This window comes from Pantoea coffeiphila, from assembly GCF_016909495.1.
In the GTDB taxonomy this organism is placed as follows: Bacteria; Pseudomonadota; Gammaproteobacteria; order Enterobacterales; family Enterobacteriaceae; genus Erwinia; species Erwinia coffeiphila.
Genome location: NZ_JAFBFW010000003.1, coordinates 119,126 through 134,516, shown reverse-complemented (window position 1 = coordinate 134,516; position 15,391 = coordinate 119,126). Strand labels below are relative to the sequence as shown.

The following is a 15,391-nucleotide window of genomic DNA, read 5'->3' as shown; positions in this document are numbered from 1 at the left end:
TAGCCCAGTCTTTATCCGGAGTGTGAATTTTGGAACATTACCTCTCTAAAAATCCGGCATCTGGCCCGAACAGTAAAACCAGGACCGAACCGCTAGTAAAAGTGATTACCGCCATCGCCACTCTCGGCGGCCTGCTGTTTGGTTACGATACCGGGGTGATCTCCGGTGCTTTACTGTTTATGGGGCCAGAACTGCAGTTAACGCCCTTTACCACCGGGTTGGTCACCAGTTCCCTGCTGGTCGGCGCGGCCACCGGCGCGCTGGTGTCCGGTAGCCTGGCCGATCGCCTCGGACGGCGGAAAATCATTCTGATCCTGGCGATTATCTTCGCGGTTGGCGCGCTCGGCACGGCGCTGGCCCCCAACCTGGAGGTGATGCTGATTTCCAGGGTAATTCTGGGCCTTGCCGTGGGCGGCGCGGGCACCACGGTGCCGGTGTACCTGGCCGAAATTGCCCCGGCCAACCGGCGCGGGCAGCTGGTGTCCATCAGCGAGCTGATGATCGTCACCGGGCAGATGCTGGCCTATATGTCCAACTTCGCCTTTAACGAAATCTGGGGCGGCGAGCATACCTGGCGCTGGATGCTGGGCATCGCCACGCTGCCCGCGGTGCTGCTGTGGTTCGGCATGCTGTATATGCCGGATACGCCGCGCTGGTACGCGCTGAAGGGCCGCTTTGCCGAAGCGCGCGACGTGCTGAACCGCACCCGGGCGAAGGAAGACGTGGACTGGGAGATGATGGAGATTGAAGAGACGATGACCGCCCAGGCGCAGGAGAAAGGTTCACTGCGCGACCTGCGGGTGCCGTGGATGCGGAAAGTGTTTCTGATCGGCGTGGGCTTCGCCTTCTTCCATGCGGCAACGGCGGTGAACAGCATTATGTATTACGCCCCGGTTATCCTGCAAAACACCGGCATGAGCACTAACGCCGCGCTGTTTGCCACCATCGCTAACGGCGTGGTGTCGGTGATTATGGTGATGATTGGCATTCTGCTGCTGGGCTACATTGGCCGCCGTAAGATGGCCGCGCTGGGGCAGATTGGCTGCACCTGCTGCCTGTTCCTGCTGGCGGCGATATCGGCGTTTATGCCGGAACATATCGGCAGTGAAGTGAATCTGCTGCGCAGCTATCTGATCTTAGGCTCAATGCTGCTGTTCCTCTGTTTTATGCAGGGTGCCTACGCGCCGGTTATCTGGTTGATGCTCTCCGAAATGTTCCCGGCGAAAATTCGCGGCATCTGCATGGGCGGCGCGGTGTTTGCCCTCTGGTGCTCCAACGTGATTATCGCCATGTCGTTCCCGGTGCTGCTGGCATCGTTCGGGCTGGCCAGCACCTTTGCGATATATGGTGCGGTGGGCATCGTCGGCATTATCTTCGTGCTGAAATATATCCCGGAAACCCGCAACCGCAGCCTGGAACAGATTGAACACTATCTGCGTGAGAAGTATGACGAAGAGCGTGTGATGAAAGCCCAGAAGCGCCAGAAAACGGCGCGCCAGGCGGGCTGATAATCAGTAAGGCGGCGGCAGAACGCCGCTGCCGGATTGCCAGGGCGGCTAATCACTCCCAGTAAACGCTTGCTGCCTGGTGTGCGGCTTTCTCCGGATCGATCGCTGTCCAGTCGAAATCCGGACCCGCAGAGGAAAATGCCCAGTATTTACGTTCCCTGCGGGCAATTCGCCCGCCGGTGCGTCTGGACAGGGTGAAATAAAAAGATAAAGTCCATTGAATATAGCGGCTATAGCTGATGAGTTTAATAAACATAATAATTTCATTAACGATGATGATAATCTGGAACGAACCCTGTTCCGCCGCACGGTGCGAAATTTAAGATATTAGTTAGCAATAAATCTAATAACCCGCACTCTTAATAAGGTTTTCGCGCAAATAATTACATGTCGTTATTGAATGTTCAATAAACTATTTAAACTTTGGCTGATGTCTTAGCTGAATGAGTGTTCGACAGCGGCAGAACGCCGCTGCCGGAATAGGATCAGATCCCCGCCTCGCGAATATCATGGGCGTTAATCGCGCCGATAATCATGCCATCTTCGCCCAGCACCGGCGCAGAGGAGATTTTGCGCTGCTGGAACAGCGCCAGCGCTTCGGCGGCATGCTGGGAAGCCAGCAGCGTAAAGCCCGGGGTACTCATCGCCTCCTTCACCGGGGCGGCAATCACCCCGCCCTTCAGCAGCCAGCGGCGCAGATCGCCATCGGTAAACACGCCGTTCAGCGCGCCGTCCTCACCCGTTACCGCCACCAGCCCCAGCCCGGTGCGGGTCAGCTCAAACAGTGCATCGGTAATCGTAGCGTCAACATTCACACGGGGGATTTTCTCCCCGGTACGCATAATATCGCCCACCAGGCACAGCAGGCGCGCGCCCAGGCTCCCCGCCGGATGGGTGCGGGCATAGTCCTGTTCGCTGAAGTTGCGGGCGCGCATCAGCGCAATCGCCATCGCATCGCCCATAATCAGCGTATTCACCGCCGACGAGGTCGGGGCCAGCCCCAGCGGACAGGCCTCTTTTTCCACGTGAATATTAATCCAGCGGTCGGCGGCCTGCGCCAGCGGCGAGGCGGCATTGCCGGTAAAAGCAATAATCCCCACCGGCAATGCCTTGAGCAGCGGGATAATGCGCACAAACTCGGCGGCGTGGCCGGAGTAGGAGATCAGGATCACCACGTCTCCGGCGGAAATCATCCCCAGATCGCCGTGCAGCGCTTCGGCAGGATGCACGTAAAACGCCGGGGTGCCGGTGCTGGCCAGGGTGGCGGCAATTTTTCTGCCGATATGGCCGGACTTGCCGATGCCGCTGACAATCACTTTGCCACCGCAGCCGTGCACCATCATGCAGGCCTGCACAAAATCGTCGTTCAGCCTGTCGGGCAGACTGGCGGCTTCCTGGAGTTCGGTGGCAATCGTTTCACGCGCCGCGTTTAATAAAATGTCCCGCACGGTTATTTCTCCCCGGCAATAATGACCTGAATCCCTTTTTCCCGCAGCTGGGCGACGGTTTCATCCGCTACTTCACTGTCGGTGATCAGCACGTCGACCGCATCCAGGCTGCACACCACGTTGGGGCTGCGGCGGCCAAATTTGGAGGAGTCGATCAGCAGCACAATCTTCTTCGCCGCGCGGCACATCGCCTGGCTGACGGCAAAGACTTCGTTAAAGGTGGTAACCCCTGCGGTAATTTCCACGCCGTCGGCACCGATAAACAAGGTATCAAAGCTGAAGTGGCTGAAGGCGGATTCCGCCAGGCTGCCGTGGAACGAGGCGGAGGTGCTGCGGTAGGTGCCGCCGGGCATCAGGATCACCTGATCGTTGTTCAGCTCCACCAGCTCGTTGACGATACCGAGGCTGTTAGTCATCACGGTGATATTATTGAAGCGCGCCAGGTGCGGCACCATTTGCAGCACGGTGCTCCCCGCGTCAAAAATCAGCGAGTCGCCCTCGTGGATCAGCCCTGCCGCCAGCGCGGCGATGCGCTTTTTCTTCTCTATGTTAATCAGCGTTTTTCTGTCGATGGGCTGATCGCCTTCATCGCGGTTCAGCATCACGCCGCCGTAGGTACGAATGACCGCGCCTTCCTGCTGAAGGCGGGCGAGATCCTTACGGATAGTGGTTCCCGTGGTATTGAAGTGCGCAATCAGCTCCTCCACGGTGGTGCGTCCCTTATCCTGAAGATAATCGAGAATTTGTGCCTGGCGCTGTACAGGTTTCATAAAACGGTCCTTTGCAATATCTGAACTGTTCCTCTTCACCCCGGACGGCATAACGCGTGATGCAAAGGATTAATCTTTCAGAATGAAAGGTATCACCGTTTATTTGAAATGGCTAATGTCAGCGCCTGCTGCGCGGATTTATTACGTGGAAACATGATCTCGGGACGGATTTCACTGACCAGTTTGCCGGTCAACGCCCCTTCACTCTGCGGCCGGGAAAACACCGTCAGCCCCTTCATCAGGAAGTTGCCGGTTACCCGACGATCGTCGTCCAGGCTCAGCACCACGATTACGCGAGGCTTAAAGCGCCCGGCGGAACGGCCAATGCTGATGTGGCCGTTATCGGCCATGTCGGCCAGCGCCTGGTTAAAGCGGCGGATTTGCATCCAGCCCAGCGCGATTTGCCCCAGCCAGGCCACCCCGGCCAGGCAGATTAAGCTATTAACAGGATCCATCGAATAACCTCCAAAACCGGCAGCCGAAGCTGCCGGGATTAAATCAGAACATCACCTGTCCGCCGGTGATATTCACCGATTGTCCGGTGCAGTAGGCGGCTTTATCGCTTGCGTAGAACAGCAGCACGTTGAGCACATCCTGATAGTCGCAGCCGCGCTTCAGCGGCACCTTATCAATGTAGTGCTGCTCCACTTCTTCCGGCTCGATGCCCAGCTTCTCGGCATACTGCGGCAGCAGCGACTGGAACATCGGCGACTTCAGCAGATTACCCAGCATCAGTGAATGCACGGTAATGCCGTATTCGGCCAGATCCAGCGCCAGCGACTGGGTCAGCCCCACGCCGCCAAATTTGGCCGCGCTGTAGCCGGAGTTGTGCTTGCTGCCCACTTTACCGGATTTGGAGTTGATCTGGATGATGCGGCCTTTAATACCGTCGCGGATCATCAGCTTAGAAAACTCTCTGGCACAGAGGAAATACCCCACCAGATTCACCTGCAGCGACAGGTCAAAATCGCTCAGCCCAAACTCGGTAATCGGTGCCGCCCGCGCCACGCCTGCGCTGTAGAGCAGCAGGTCGGAACGGCCAAAGGTTTCATCCACCGCCGCGGCCAGCGCCACCACGCTGGCTTCTTTCGTGGCATCCGCCTCGAAACCGGCAGCGCGCCCTTCCCCATAACGGCTGTTAATGGTGTCCGCAACGCGGCGGGCGTTCTGAATATTAAGGTCAGCAATCGCAACACGATAACCGGCTTCCGCCAGCCCTTCGCACAGGTAAGCACCCAGCGTCTGACCGCCACCGATGACTACAGCAACCTGATCCATGATTCTCTCCTGGTTATTCACTCAACATACGAAACTTCTGGCCCGCACCAATCGCCGACGGCGCAGCGCCGGAGACGTGGACGGTACCGGGAAACTCGGCTTCAGCCGCGCCGTCAAAACGCACGGTGATATGCCCGAGGTCGCGCAGATTTTCCCGCGCGACTTCACCGACTGCGGTCACCGGCCAGTGCTGCTCGCCGATAGCCAGCACCGACCCGGCGCCAAACATGCCGCCGTTGTTAATATCGGTGCGGTGGATAAAGCAGTACTCGGCGACATCCTCCGGCGCGCCTTCGCCGAAGGTGATAATAAAGTTGTCTTCCAGCGCCGACATGGCCTCTGCGCCGACGGCGACAAACGTGGATTCGTAAACGGTTTTCATACGTTCTCCCCTGTTACTGATAAATAAACCCGGACGCTGCCCAGGCAAGAAGGACCGCCGGTGCGCCGGTCAGGAAGCGTCCAACCAGCACCGAAGGCACCCCGACGCGAACCGTCTCCTGGCGCGCATCGGCCAGCGACAGGCCGACCGGAATAAAGTCACACGCGGCCTGCGAGTTGATGGCGAACAGCGCCGGTAAAGCCAGATGCGGTGGGATATTGCCAAGGCCGATCTGCACGCCAACCAGCACCCCGATCACCTGCGCAATCACCGCGCCCGGGCCGAGGAACGGCGACAGCAGCGGGAAGGAGCAGATCAGCGCCAGCGTTACCAGCCCGACCGGGCTGTTGGCCAGCGGCGTGAGTCCGTGCGCGATCAAATCCCCCAGCCCGGAAGCCATAATGATGCCGATCAGCGCTGAGACGAACGCCATAAACGGCAGGATGGTTTTCAGCACGGTATCGATGGTTTCACGACCCGCCTGGAAGAACACCGCTACCACCGAGCCCATGCCCATACCGACTTTCGCCAGCAGGCCGTCGCTCTGTTCGGTGATTTTTTTGCTGGTATCGTAGTCACGCGTGCCGGAAGCCGCCGGAGCTGAGCCGGTGCCAGCCGCTGATGCAGAGGCAGCAGCCGATGCTGGCGCTGAAGCTGAAACCGGGACACTAACCGCTGAGACGGTGGAACCCGCCGATGCCGACGCGCTGCCGGAACCTGTCGCATCCGCCTGAGCCGCCGCGCCCTCTGCCACAATGTTGATGTCGCCTGGGCGCACGCCGGAAACGTAAATATCCTCGACGATATACTGCGCCAGCGGGCCGGATTTGCCGGTGGCGTGAATGTTGACCGTGGGAATACGGCGCTTCGGATAGATACCGCAGCGCAGCGTGCCGCCGCAGTCGATCACCGCCACGCCGATCTCTTCCGCCGGTGGTTCACCTTCTTTAAAGCCGTCTACCGCTTCCCAGCCGGTGACTTCCCGCAGGCGGTCGACAATCGCCGGACGCGTTCCTGCGGTGATATAAACAATTTTTTTGCCTGGTGTAGCCGTCAGAGTCAGCGGGCCGCCCCAGCCGCTCTCGCCTTTTTTAATCTCAATCGTGTTAGCCATCGTTTACTCCGCGCTTATAAACGAACCTGACGGTCCAGTTGAATACGCATTTTTTTCTCAAAGATGGTGGTGGTCAGGTCGGTCACCCAGCCACGGAAGAAGTTCATGATCATGCCGACCAGCAGATAGCTGACCGCTAACGGACCCAGCGGCAGGTTCAGCGTGGTCAGCCCGTTGGCGATGCCGAGATAAACGAACAGTTCGCCGGGGTTGATATGCGGGAACAGGCCGTTCATTGAGTGGCAGCTGTAGGAAGCCGAGGCGTAATAGCTGGGCTTGTATTTTTCCGGCAGAAACTTGCCGAGGCTTAGCGTCATTGGATTACAGAAAACAAAGGTGCCGATCACCGGCAGGAACAGATAGCGGGATACCGGGTTCCCGGCACAGCGCTGCGCCAGCCGTTCGATGCGGCTCTGGCCGACAAAGACGATCAGCGCGTTCATAACCACCAGCAGGCTGATCAGCAGCGGCAGGATGCCGGTCACCATGCCGACAAACACTTCCCCGCCTTTCTGGAAGAGGCCGATAAACCACTCGGCCCCGAAGGTGATGCTTTCAATCATTTTTAACCCCTCGCGTAGAGAACAGATAAAACGTTCTTATTCACAGCGCTAAGAAGGTAGATCGAAAACAATTTAAAAAAAGCAATCTATGTCACAAAACGATTATAAAATCTTTCATTGTGAAAGAAACAATGAAAGGTAAAATCTTTCATTTGGGATGAGAAGTGGATGAAAAGCCGTTTAAGTTGTTTACAGGGTATGAGTTAGCGCTGGCTGGCAGTACCCCCGTTCGGGCGGTCCTCGCGCCGATTCGCGGTCCCCTCACTTTGTTCGTCAGCCTTCAGGACCGTCACAGACGGGCCGTCCTGGCCCGGCTGTGACTTTCGGCCGCGTCCATGCGGCCGAATCCTGGCTTCCTCTCTCCGTTCAGCGCTGCGGATTGCCCGCTCGGGGGCACTGTCAGCCTGCTTTCAAACATTTGAGTTGCCTGAAAACCCAAAAATAAGAAGCGATGAAATTGCCTGGAAGGGGCAGCCTCTGATGCTGCGTAAGGGCATCCGCAGCGCTGAGGTGAAGCCATTGCGCCAGGAGACGACAGCAGGGACGCTGGCGTCAGGCCGGGCTTGAACAGGGACGTTCAATCCTGGCCGATCCGTCGGCGCAATGGCGTAACCGAAGGCACCGCAACGCGGCGCGAGGACCGCCCTGGAGCAGCAGCAGAGGCTGAACCCCAGCTCCCACTTCACAAGCGTCTTATTCTTTAAAAAGCAAAAAGCGATGAAATGACTAAAAGGGGCAGCCTCTGCTGCTGCGCAAGGGCATCCGCAGCGCTGAGGTGAAGCCATTGCGCCAGGAGACGACAGCAGGGACGCTGGCGTCAGGCCGGGTTTGAACAGGGACGTTCAATCCTGGCCGACCCGTCGGCGCAATGGCGAAAACGAAGGGACCGCAACGCGGCGCGAGGACCACCCTGGAGCAGCAGCAGAGGCTGGAACCCAGCCCCACATTTCACAGCACCACCTTTATCCAAACTAAAAACGTTGAAAATGTAACAAGGGAACAGCCGCTTACGTTGACACGCTCAATCTGCATGCATGATTTTGAAAACCTGGGAAAAAAGGGATTAACAAGACTTGATGCTATTACCAGCAGGTTATATCATCACGGTATAACCTACAGGTTATATTTAATGCAAAAAGCGTTTCTACAAGCGCCTGATAAAAATTGCCGATACAGAGTATGCAATACATCTGAAAAGCCTGGAGGAGGAATAATGGCAACGTTCGAAGAACTGCTGGCACAGCGTACTCTCGAGAGTCGGGAACGCATTGCGGCACGGGCGGATGAAATTCGCCAGGAGAATACGCTGGCAAAGATTCGTGAAGAGCTTCAGCTATCCCAGGTGCAGATCGCGGATGCAATGGGAATCACACAGCCAGCAATCGTTAAGATGGAGAAGGTAGAAAACGATCCGAAGCTCTCTACGTTAAAGCGCTATGTAAAGGCACTCGGTGGTGAATTATCACTGGACGTTACGTTACCGAACGGTAAACGTATCGCACTGCATCTTTAATTCCCGAAAGTAAGCAGGACAGGCACACACCGCTAAAAGCTATTCATCCATATACAGCTGTTTTAACGCTTCCGAATTCATAATTAATATTTTTCCGTATTTAGCATCAATCCAACCCAGCTTCTGCCAGTCCACCAGCCGCTTATTAATCGTCTGCCGCGTGGTATTGATAATCGTGGCCATATCATCCTGTGTCAGATACAGACCGATCAAAATCCCCCGCTCGTGCGGTTCTCCGTAAGCCTCGGCCAGACTGATCAGTCGTTTTGCCAGCCTGGCCGATACCGACAGCAGCGTGGTGTCATTCAGCATGGTGAAAGCGTTTCTGACCACCCGGCACAGCAGCAGCGCGAGGAATTTATAAAAAATTGGATAGAGGTTAAGCAGCGTTTGCACATCACGGGAGGAGAGCACCAGCAGCAGGGTATTGTTGATCACGCGGGCATCGTGAGTTCTGGCGGATTTATCCAGCATGCCGATTTCGCCAAACCAGCTACCGGGCGCAAGGTAGCGAAAGACGCACTCTTTGCCATCGGCACCAAGGGAACTGACTTTTACCGCACCGGAGAGTACCGCATAGAGACCGCGTGAGGTGTCACCCTGGTAGTGGATCACGTCGCCATCTTCGTAGTTACGGATGCTGGACAGCTCCACGATTTTGGCGATCAGGTAGTCCGGCAGTTCGTTAAACCAGCTGCTGGTGGAGAGGATCGCCAGCAATTCCTGTTCTGACAGGGTGATGACATCGCCTTCTGGCTGGAGCAGGTACTGGCCGTTGTCGGATAATTTCACGTTGTTTACCTTTGCTGCCGGGTGGGGATGGGGATTTATAGCATTTAGCTGGGTGCAATGTTCACACTGACTCGCTGACTGAGCATTGTTTATTTGATGTCTGCTGAATTTGGCGATCGCGCTGACGGGGTTTGCCCCCGGCTGGGCTGGTCCTCGCGCCGCTTCGCGGTCCCTTCACATCGCGCGTCAGCCTTGCGGACCGCCGCAGACGTGCGTCCTGCACAGCTGCGCCTTTCGCCAGCGTCCCTGCTGGCGAATCCGGGCTTCCTTACTCCGTTCAGCGCTGCGGATGCTCCAGTCGGTGGCAAACCCCGTCCGCTTCTGAGCTTTCGCGTTGTCCGTTTTAAACCCTCGATTCCTGGTAATCAGGCAGGTTTCTCTTTCAGTTCAGCGCGGCGGATGACACTGTCGTGGAAGGAGCCACCACCTTTTTATCCATTCCCATACGGCGCAGCAGCAGGATCATCACGCCGCCGATAAAGGTCACCAGCGCGAGGAAGTACAGCCCCGCCCGGGCGGAGTGGAACGTCTGCTCGGCCCATACGCGGATGTTCGGCGCAACAAAACCGCCCAGGTTGCCCATCGAGTTAATCAGCGCAATCCCCGATGCCGCCGCCGTACCGCCTAAATAGGAAGACGGGAAGGTCCAGTACAGCGGCTGCATCGCCAGGTGACCCGCTGCGGCTACGCACAGTGCGGTAATAGCGATAACCGGGACGCTGTCGGCAAAACCGGAGATGGCAATGCCCGCTGCGCCCAGCATAAAGGTCACCGCCGCCACGATCCGCCGCTCGCCCAGCTTCTCGGAAATTCGCGGTACGTAATAGACGGCTATTGCCGCGCACAGAGGCGGAATGGCGGTGACAAAGCCCACCAGCAGACCCACTTTGGTGCCCATCAGCGTGGCGATCTGCGTCGGCAGGAAGAAGTAAATCCCGTAGCCGCAGACCTGCACGGTAAACCAGATCAGGCACAGATACAGCACCTTGATGTCCAGCAGTGCCGCCAGTGCGCCTTTTGGTCCGTGGGCAATTTTTTGTTCGTCTTCCGCTGTCAGCTTATCCGAAAGCGCTTTCTTCTCGCTGGCATTCAGCCATTTGGCTTTTTCCGGGCGATCGTCCAGGTAAAAAATCACCCACACCCCGACGATGGATGCCAGCAGCCCCTCAACGAGGAACATCATCTGCCAGCCGTGCAGACCAAAGGCAAACGGCGTGCCGTCCAGCGTCAGCAGCCCGCCCGAGAGCGGCCCGCCGATAATGAATGCCAGCGGCGCGCCGAACAGGAAATAACCGGTCACCCTGGCGCGGATATGCAGCGGGAACCAGAACGTCAGATACAGAATCACCCCCGGGAAGAAACCGGCCTCGCTCACGCCGAGTAAAAAACGCAGGAAGATAAAAACGTTCTCGGTATGGGCGAACATCATTGAGGCGGAAACCAGACCCCAGGTAATCATAATCCTGCCGAGCCATATTCTGGCTCCCACTTTATACAGCAGAATATTGCTGGGCACTTCAAATAGCGCGTAGCCGATAAAGAATATTCCCGCGCCAAACGCATAGGCGGCATCGCTTAGCCCGGTGTCATATTGAAACTGCTGTTTAGCAAAACCAATATTCGCCCGGTCCAGGTAGGCCAAAATAAACATAAGCGTCACCATCGGGATAATTCTTTTTATCGCTTTGCTGATGGCGACGGACAAATGATCGGGAGACGTTTTATCCATGACATTCCTCTGCTGATGTTATTTTAATTATCAATACAGTAATGAAATAAAGGGTACAGCCCTGAAATATTAAATCGGATTATCTGACGCTAAAGCGATCTAAAGCCTCCGGACGTAACGTGGTGCCCGCCCCCGGTTCGGTTGGCGTTTGATACACACCGTCCTTCACGACCACCGGATGAACGAAACAGTCCAGCGTCCACGGAATATACTCCAGCAGCGAACAGGCCGGGTGCGCCATCACCAGGTGGAGCTGCGCCTGCATCATATCGCCGTGATGCGGGGTGACCGGCAGATTAAATGCCATTCCCAGGTCAGCAATTTCCCACACCGCCGTCAGGCCGCCGCAGCGCGTGGCATCCGGTTGCAGGTAGTCGACCGCACCGGCCAGCACAAACTCTTTAAAGGAATCAAACTGATACAGCAGTTCACCAAGCGCAATCGGCGTAGTCATATGTTTTGCCAGCTCTTTATGGCTGGAGACATCATCATGCCACATCGGTTCTTCGAACCAGGTAATGTCATAGTCGGCCAGGCGCGGACCGTACTGCTTCGCCGTGCTGATATCCCATTTAGCATTGGCATCCACCATCAGCTGAGCACCGTCGCCAATCGCGTTTCTGACGGCTTCGATACGGCGTATATCCTCTTTCGGATCAGGCTTGCCGATCTTCATTTTGATGGCGTTAAAGCCCTCTTCGAAGATCATTTTCTTACAGTCGTCCACCAGCTCGGCGGTGTCGCGTACCAGCCATCCGCAGTCGGTATTGTAGGCCGACACTTTTGCCTGCTTCGATCCGCCAAACAGCTGCCACAGCGGCTGTCCCGCGTGTTTAGCCTTCAGATCCCACAGCGCGATATCAATCGCCGACAGGGCCATTTGCATCAATCCACCACGCCCCACCCAGATATTGGTTGAGCTACGAGATAACTTGCGGTGCAGGTGGCGTACTTCGGTGGGGTCTTCACCAATCAGCATTGGACCAAAGACGTCAGTAATAATAGTGGTGATCAGCCGGTCGGTGGTGATATCCGCATGGGTTCCGGTATGGCCGTAGCCCACCAGACCGCATTCGGTTTCAATCATCACCCCCGGCATTCCCCAGTGGGTAATGCTGTGAGTGGAGTCGCCAATGATATTTTTCGTCACCGGCACATGCATGATAAAAGGCGTGAGTTTCTTAATTTTCAGTGTGTTGGACATCGATTTCTACCTGACAATGTTAATGTGGGTATACTCTAGCAATGGCCAGGATCGATGACTGTCAAACGGCATACACATCCGCAGCGGCGGATAGATTTTGTTGGAAAGTTTGAGCTGGATCTGATTTTTCAGGAAATTATCCCGGCGGCATCAGCCTCAAACATCCAGAATAAAAACCTAATCCTCGCCATAAAAATGCATCATTAACCCTCGAGAAAACAATATTTAAAACCTTCATTTAATTATGAAACCAAATAACAGGAATATATAAAAACAACCATAACACCATTATCGATCAACGAATAAAACCGCAATAAAACACAAAGTAATCACGCCAGGCCAACGTATATTCACCCATCTTGAAAAATCCTTTAACGCATTAAAAGAAAATTATAAATATCAATATTCATTACCGAAACAAATAACTTAGAACCAACACCAGGGAGCGCGCATGTACGATATTATCGTTATGGGAAGTATTAATCTGGATGTGATTGTTAACTGCCATCATTTTCCTGCCAGCGGGGATAACACCTTCTGCGAATCAATTCGTTTAGCCGCGGGCGGTAAAGGCAACAACCAGGCAGTCAGCGCCGCCCGCTATGGCAAGAAGGTCTGCTTTCTGGGCTGCATTGGCGATGATTCCTCCGGCAGACAGCTGCGGCAAAACCTGCGGGAACGCAACATAGACGACGGCTGGCTGATGGTGAAAGAGGGCGTGGGCACCGGCTCCTGCGTGGGGATAGTGGAGCCGGATGGCGAAAACACGCTGCTGGTGAATCTCGGCGCGAATTTTGCTTTTGGCGCGGCGGAAATCAGCCAGCGTCTTAACTCGGTTGAGGGAAAAATCCTGCTGATTCAGATGGAAACCAGCAAAGAATCGGTGCTGGCGGCGATGCAAACAGCGCGCGAAAAAGGGATGCTGATCATTCTCGACCCCGCCCCGGTCCAGGGTATTAACCCGGAGTGCTTCCCGTATGCGGATATTATCGTGCCGAACAGTCATGAAACCGAGCGAATTACGGGCATCAGCGTAAATGATGAAACGTCGGCGCTGGCGGCGGCAAAAATAATCCATGGCATGGGGGTGAACAACGTCATTATCAAAATGGGCGGCAGCGGCTGCCTGCTTTATCGCGATGCGCGGTCGGTGTTCTTTCCGGCGCTACGGGTTGATGCGGTGGATACCGTCGGAGCCGGAGACTGCTTTGCCGGCGCGCTGGCAAACTACCTGATTGATTACCCGGAAAATCTGGAAGAGGCGATTCGTTTTGCCCAGGTGGTCGCCGGGATTAAAGTGTCCCGCCACGGTGGCCATGACGCGATCCCTTCTCTTCATGAGGTGAACGCCGAGCTGCGCAAAGGCAGGTGTACCTACCAACGTGCCGAACGCTGATACCAGGACACGCGTACCCGCAACGACCCCGAGTGCTGATAACGCGTAAATTCCATGGAAAAGGAAGAGCCGAACGATGTTTTCTGCAATGAATAGCGGGTTTACCGCTTTTATTTCGCTTGGTGCACCGGCGATGATGTTTTTTATCATCACGCTTCTGTCCTTGCTGTTCAGAGTCAAATTATCGAAAGCGCTGGAAGGTGGCATTCTGATAGCGCTGGCGCTCACCGGAATGGGTGCGGTGATTACGCTGTTAACCGGTGCTTTCGCCCCGGCATTGACCCAATTTGTTAAATCAACCGGCGTCAGCTTATCCATCGCCGATCTGGGCTGGGCACCGCTGGCGGTGATCACCTGGGGGTCGATGTATACGCTCTATTTCGCTGCCGTCTGTATTCTCCTCAATGTGATTTTACTGTCGTTAAATAAAGTAAAAACGCTCAACGTTGATCTGTTTAATATCTGGAATCTGTCGGTCATTGGCCTGCTGACGCTGTATTACTCGGAAAGCAATCTGGTGTTAACCACCTGTGTGGTTGGCGCGGTGTATATTCTGATGCTGATAAATTCAGACGTCATGCAGCCGCAGATCAAAGCGCTGCTGAAGTATGACCGCAGCAGCATTACCACCACCGCACACCCCTCACTGCTGATTTGTCCGCCGGTCTTAGCCATCAACGAACTGATTTCACGGTTTATTCCGTTTATTGATAAATACGATTTTGACGCGGAAAAGCTCAATCAAAAAATCGGCTTTTGGGGATCGAAATTCGCCATCGGCGTTTATCTCGGCTTCTTTGTCGGGCTACTCGGCAGACTGCCGGTTAGCGAGCTGTTTTCACTGGCCTTCACCGCCGGGATTTCACTGGAGCTGTTCGGCACCGTCGGTAACTGGTTTGGGCCGGCGATCAAGCCGCTGTCCGACGGTATCGCCAGCATGATGGAGAAGCGCATGAAGGGCCGCCAGATCTTTGTTGCCATCGACTGGCCGATCCTCGCCTCCCGCGCGGAACTGTGGGCCGTGGCCAATATCCTGGCCCCTGTCCTGCTGGTGATAGCCATTCTGCTACCAGGCAATAAGGTCCTGCCGCTCGGCGGCATATTGCTGACGGTGCTGGCCCCCGCGCTGCTGATCATTACTCAGGGAAAAGTGATCCGCATGACGCTGATCGGCACGGTGCTGATCCCGCTTTTCCTCTGGGCCGCGACGCTGATTGCTGAATTCGTGACGAAAACCTCCATCGCCATGCATAGTTTTCCACAGGGAATGGCGCAGGATCGGCTGTTCTCATCGGTGGATTCTGACCCGCTGGAAAAAATGCTGTCGATGCTGATCGCTAAAGCCAGCATCACGCTGAATCCGCAGATGCTGCTCCTGGCGGCGGTCGCCACCGTGGCCTATCTGGGCCTGTTTGCCTGGTACTTTAAGCGGATGAAAAAAATCAACGCCGCGCGATTTAGCGCTACGCCCGTTGCTGATGGCCCGCAGAACTGAAGATTCCGATCGGAGGCAATCTGAAAGCCATTAATGCCTTGTGAATAACTGACCGCGCGGGAATGGCAGGTAGCATGGCGTGATAAAGCAGCGCATCACAGCCAGCGGGAGTCCTGAGAATGTGCCCGAAACGCCAGATTCGGGCACAGAGCAAACCGTGCAGACGACATTCCTGCCGATTGCGGTCAGCCGGTTCCGG

The 15,391-nt window shown here is 55.8% G+C and carries 15 protein-coding genes; 4 read left to right on the top strand and 11 right to left on the bottom strand.

Annotated features, from left to right (window positions below; all coding sequences use genetic code 11):
- Window positions 1-29 precede the first annotated feature (29 nt).
- On the top strand, window positions 30-1,508 hold the full coding sequence (locus JOE09_RS10405; protein WP_105592233.1) for a sugar porter family MFS transporter: 1,479 nt from the start codon (window positions 30-32) through the stop codon (window positions 1,506-1,508).
- A 52-nt stretch (window positions 1,509-1,560) separates the two neighbouring features.
- Here the strand turns inward: JOE09_RS10405 and JOE09_RS10400 are convergent, their stop codons facing one another.
- The 8 genes from JOE09_RS10400 to srlA form a co-directional block, all read right to left on the bottom strand.
- Window positions 1,561-1,764, bottom strand: coding sequence for a hypothetical protein (locus JOE09_RS10400; RefSeq protein WP_205065727.1), 204 nt, complete (start codon window positions 1,762-1,764; stop codon window positions 1,561-1,563).
- A 229-nt stretch (window positions 1,765-1,993) separates the two neighbouring features.
- Entirely contained in the window at window positions 1,994-2,956 is a 963-nt protein-coding gene (locus JOE09_RS10395; protein WP_200543100.1) for a KpsF/GutQ family sugar-phosphate isomerase, read from the bottom strand.
- 2 nt (window positions 2,957-2,958) lie between these two features.
- The gene (gene srlR / locus JOE09_RS10390; RefSeq protein WP_105592235.1) at window positions 2,959-3,726 is read right to left on the bottom strand and encodes a glucitol operon DNA-binding transcriptional repressor SrlR; all 768 of its coding nucleotides are present in this window, start codon (window positions 3,724-3,726) and stop codon (window positions 2,959-2,961) included.
- A 92-nt stretch (window positions 3,727-3,818) separates the two neighbouring features.
- Window positions 3,819-4,181 (bottom strand): transcriptional regulator GutM, encoded by a 363-nt coding sequence (gene gutM / locus JOE09_RS10385; protein WP_205065726.1) that lies wholly within the window; start codon window positions 4,179-4,181, stop codon window positions 3,819-3,821.
- 43 nt (window positions 4,182-4,224) lie between these two features.
- Complete coding sequence (gene srlD, locus JOE09_RS10380) at window positions 4,225-5,004, bottom strand: sorbitol-6-phosphate dehydrogenase (RefSeq protein ID WP_105592237.1); 780 nt, start codon at window positions 5,002-5,004, stop codon at window positions 4,225-4,227.
- A 13-nt stretch (window positions 5,005-5,017) separates the two neighbouring features.
- Complete coding sequence (locus JOE09_RS10375) at window positions 5,018-5,386, bottom strand: PTS glucitol/sorbitol transporter subunit IIA (RefSeq protein WP_205065725.1); 369 nt, start codon at window positions 5,384-5,386, stop codon at window positions 5,018-5,020.
- A 13-nt stretch (window positions 5,387-5,399) separates the two neighbouring features.
- Window positions 5,400-6,500, bottom strand: a complete 1,101-nt coding sequence (gene srlE, locus JOE09_RS10370) for a PTS glucitol/sorbitol transporter subunit IIB (protein ID WP_205065724.1) — start codon at window positions 6,498-6,500, stop codon at window positions 5,400-5,402.
- 14 nt (window positions 6,501-6,514) lie between these two features.
- Window positions 6,515-7,063 carry a PTS glucitol/sorbitol transporter subunit IIC gene (srlA, locus tag JOE09_RS10365; RefSeq protein ID WP_205065723.1) on the bottom strand — a complete coding sequence of 183 codons (549 nt, stop codon included), beginning with the start codon at window positions 7,061-7,063 and terminating at the stop codon, window positions 6,515-6,517.
- Window positions 7,064-8,276: 1,213 nt separating this feature from the next.
- Here srlA and JOE09_RS10360 point away from each other — a divergent pair.
- Window positions 8,277-8,576 (top strand): helix-turn-helix domain-containing protein, encoded by a 300-nt coding sequence (locus JOE09_RS10360; protein ID WP_123331899.1) that lies wholly within the window; start codon window positions 8,277-8,279, stop codon window positions 8,574-8,576.
- A 39-nt stretch (window positions 8,577-8,615) separates the two neighbouring features.
- On the opposite strand, the gene JOE09_RS10355 is transcribed toward JOE09_RS10360, so the two are convergent.
- The 3 genes from JOE09_RS10355 to JOE09_RS10345 form a co-directional block, all read right to left on the bottom strand.
- Window positions 8,616-9,368 (bottom strand): Crp/Fnr family transcriptional regulator, encoded by a 753-nt coding sequence (locus tag JOE09_RS10355; RefSeq protein WP_338049329.1) that lies wholly within the window; start codon window positions 9,366-9,368, stop codon window positions 8,616-8,618.
- Between the two features lie 382 nt (window positions 9,369-9,750).
- Window positions 9,751-11,097 carry an MFS transporter gene (locus JOE09_RS10350; RefSeq protein WP_205065722.1) on the bottom strand — a complete coding sequence of 449 codons (1,347 nt, stop codon included), beginning with the start codon at window positions 11,095-11,097 and terminating at the stop codon, window positions 9,751-9,753.
- 79 nt (window positions 11,098-11,176) lie between these two features.
- Window positions 11,177-12,301, bottom strand: coding sequence for a mandelate racemase/muconate lactonizing enzyme family protein (locus JOE09_RS10345; protein WP_234471960.1), 1,125 nt, complete (start codon window positions 12,299-12,301; stop codon window positions 11,177-11,179).
- A gap of 451 nt (window positions 12,302-12,752) precedes the next feature.
- Between JOE09_RS10345 and JOE09_RS10340 the strand changes: the two genes are divergently transcribed.
- Window positions 12,753-13,697: a ribokinase gene (locus tag JOE09_RS10340; RefSeq protein WP_205065721.1), complete on the top strand. Its 945-nt coding sequence runs from the start codon at window positions 12,753-12,755 to the stop codon at window positions 13,695-13,697.
- A 76-nt stretch (window positions 13,698-13,773) separates the two neighbouring features.
- Window positions 13,774-15,192 carry a PTS transporter subunit IIC gene (locus tag JOE09_RS10335; RefSeq protein WP_205065720.1) on the top strand — a complete coding sequence of 473 codons (1,419 nt, stop codon included), beginning with the start codon at window positions 13,774-13,776 and terminating at the stop codon, window positions 15,190-15,192.
- Window positions 15,193-15,391 lie beyond the last annotated feature (199 nt).

Coding starts and splice junctions, on each gene's coding strand:
- JOE09_RS10350 (WP_205065722.1), bottom strand. CDS start 11,097: ATGGATAAAACGTCTCCCGATCATTTGTCCGTCGCCATCAGCAAAGCG.
- JOE09_RS10345 (WP_234471960.1), bottom strand. CDS start 12,301: ATGTCCAACACACTGAAAATTAAGAAACTCACGCCTTTTATCATGCAT.
- gutM (WP_205065726.1), bottom strand. CDS start 4,181: ATGGATCCTGTTAATAGCTTAATCTGCCTGGCCGGGGTGGCCTGGCTG.
- srlR (WP_105592235.1), bottom strand. CDS start 3,726: ATGAAACCTGTACAGCGCCAGGCACAAATTCTCGATTATCTTCAGGAT.
- JOE09_RS10375 (WP_205065725.1), bottom strand. CDS start 5,386: ATGAAAACCGTTTACGAATCCACGTTTGTCGCCGTCGGCGCAGAGGCC.
- srlE (WP_205065724.1), bottom strand. CDS start 6,500: ATGGCTAACACGATTGAGATTAAAAAAGGCGAGAGCGGCTGGGGCGGC.
- JOE09_RS10400 (WP_205065727.1), bottom strand. CDS start 1,764: ATGTTTATTAAACTCATCAGCTATAGCCGCTATATTCAATGGACTTTA.
- JOE09_RS10340 (WP_205065721.1), top strand. CDS start 12,753: ATGTACGATATTATCGTTATGGGAAGTATTAATCTGGATGTGATTGTT.
- srlD (WP_105592237.1), bottom strand. CDS start 5,004: ATGGATCAGGTTGCTGTAGTCATCGGTGGCGGTCAGACGCTGGGTGCT.
- JOE09_RS10360 (WP_123331899.1), top strand. CDS start 8,277: ATGGCAACGTTCGAAGAACTGCTGGCACAGCGTACTCTCGAGAGTCGG.
- srlA (WP_205065723.1), bottom strand. CDS start 7,063: ATGATTGAAAGCATCACCTTCGGGGCCGAGTGGTTTATCGGCCTCTTC.
- JOE09_RS10335 (WP_205065720.1), top strand. CDS start 13,774: ATGTTTTCTGCAATGAATAGCGGGTTTACCGCTTTTATTTCGCTTGGT.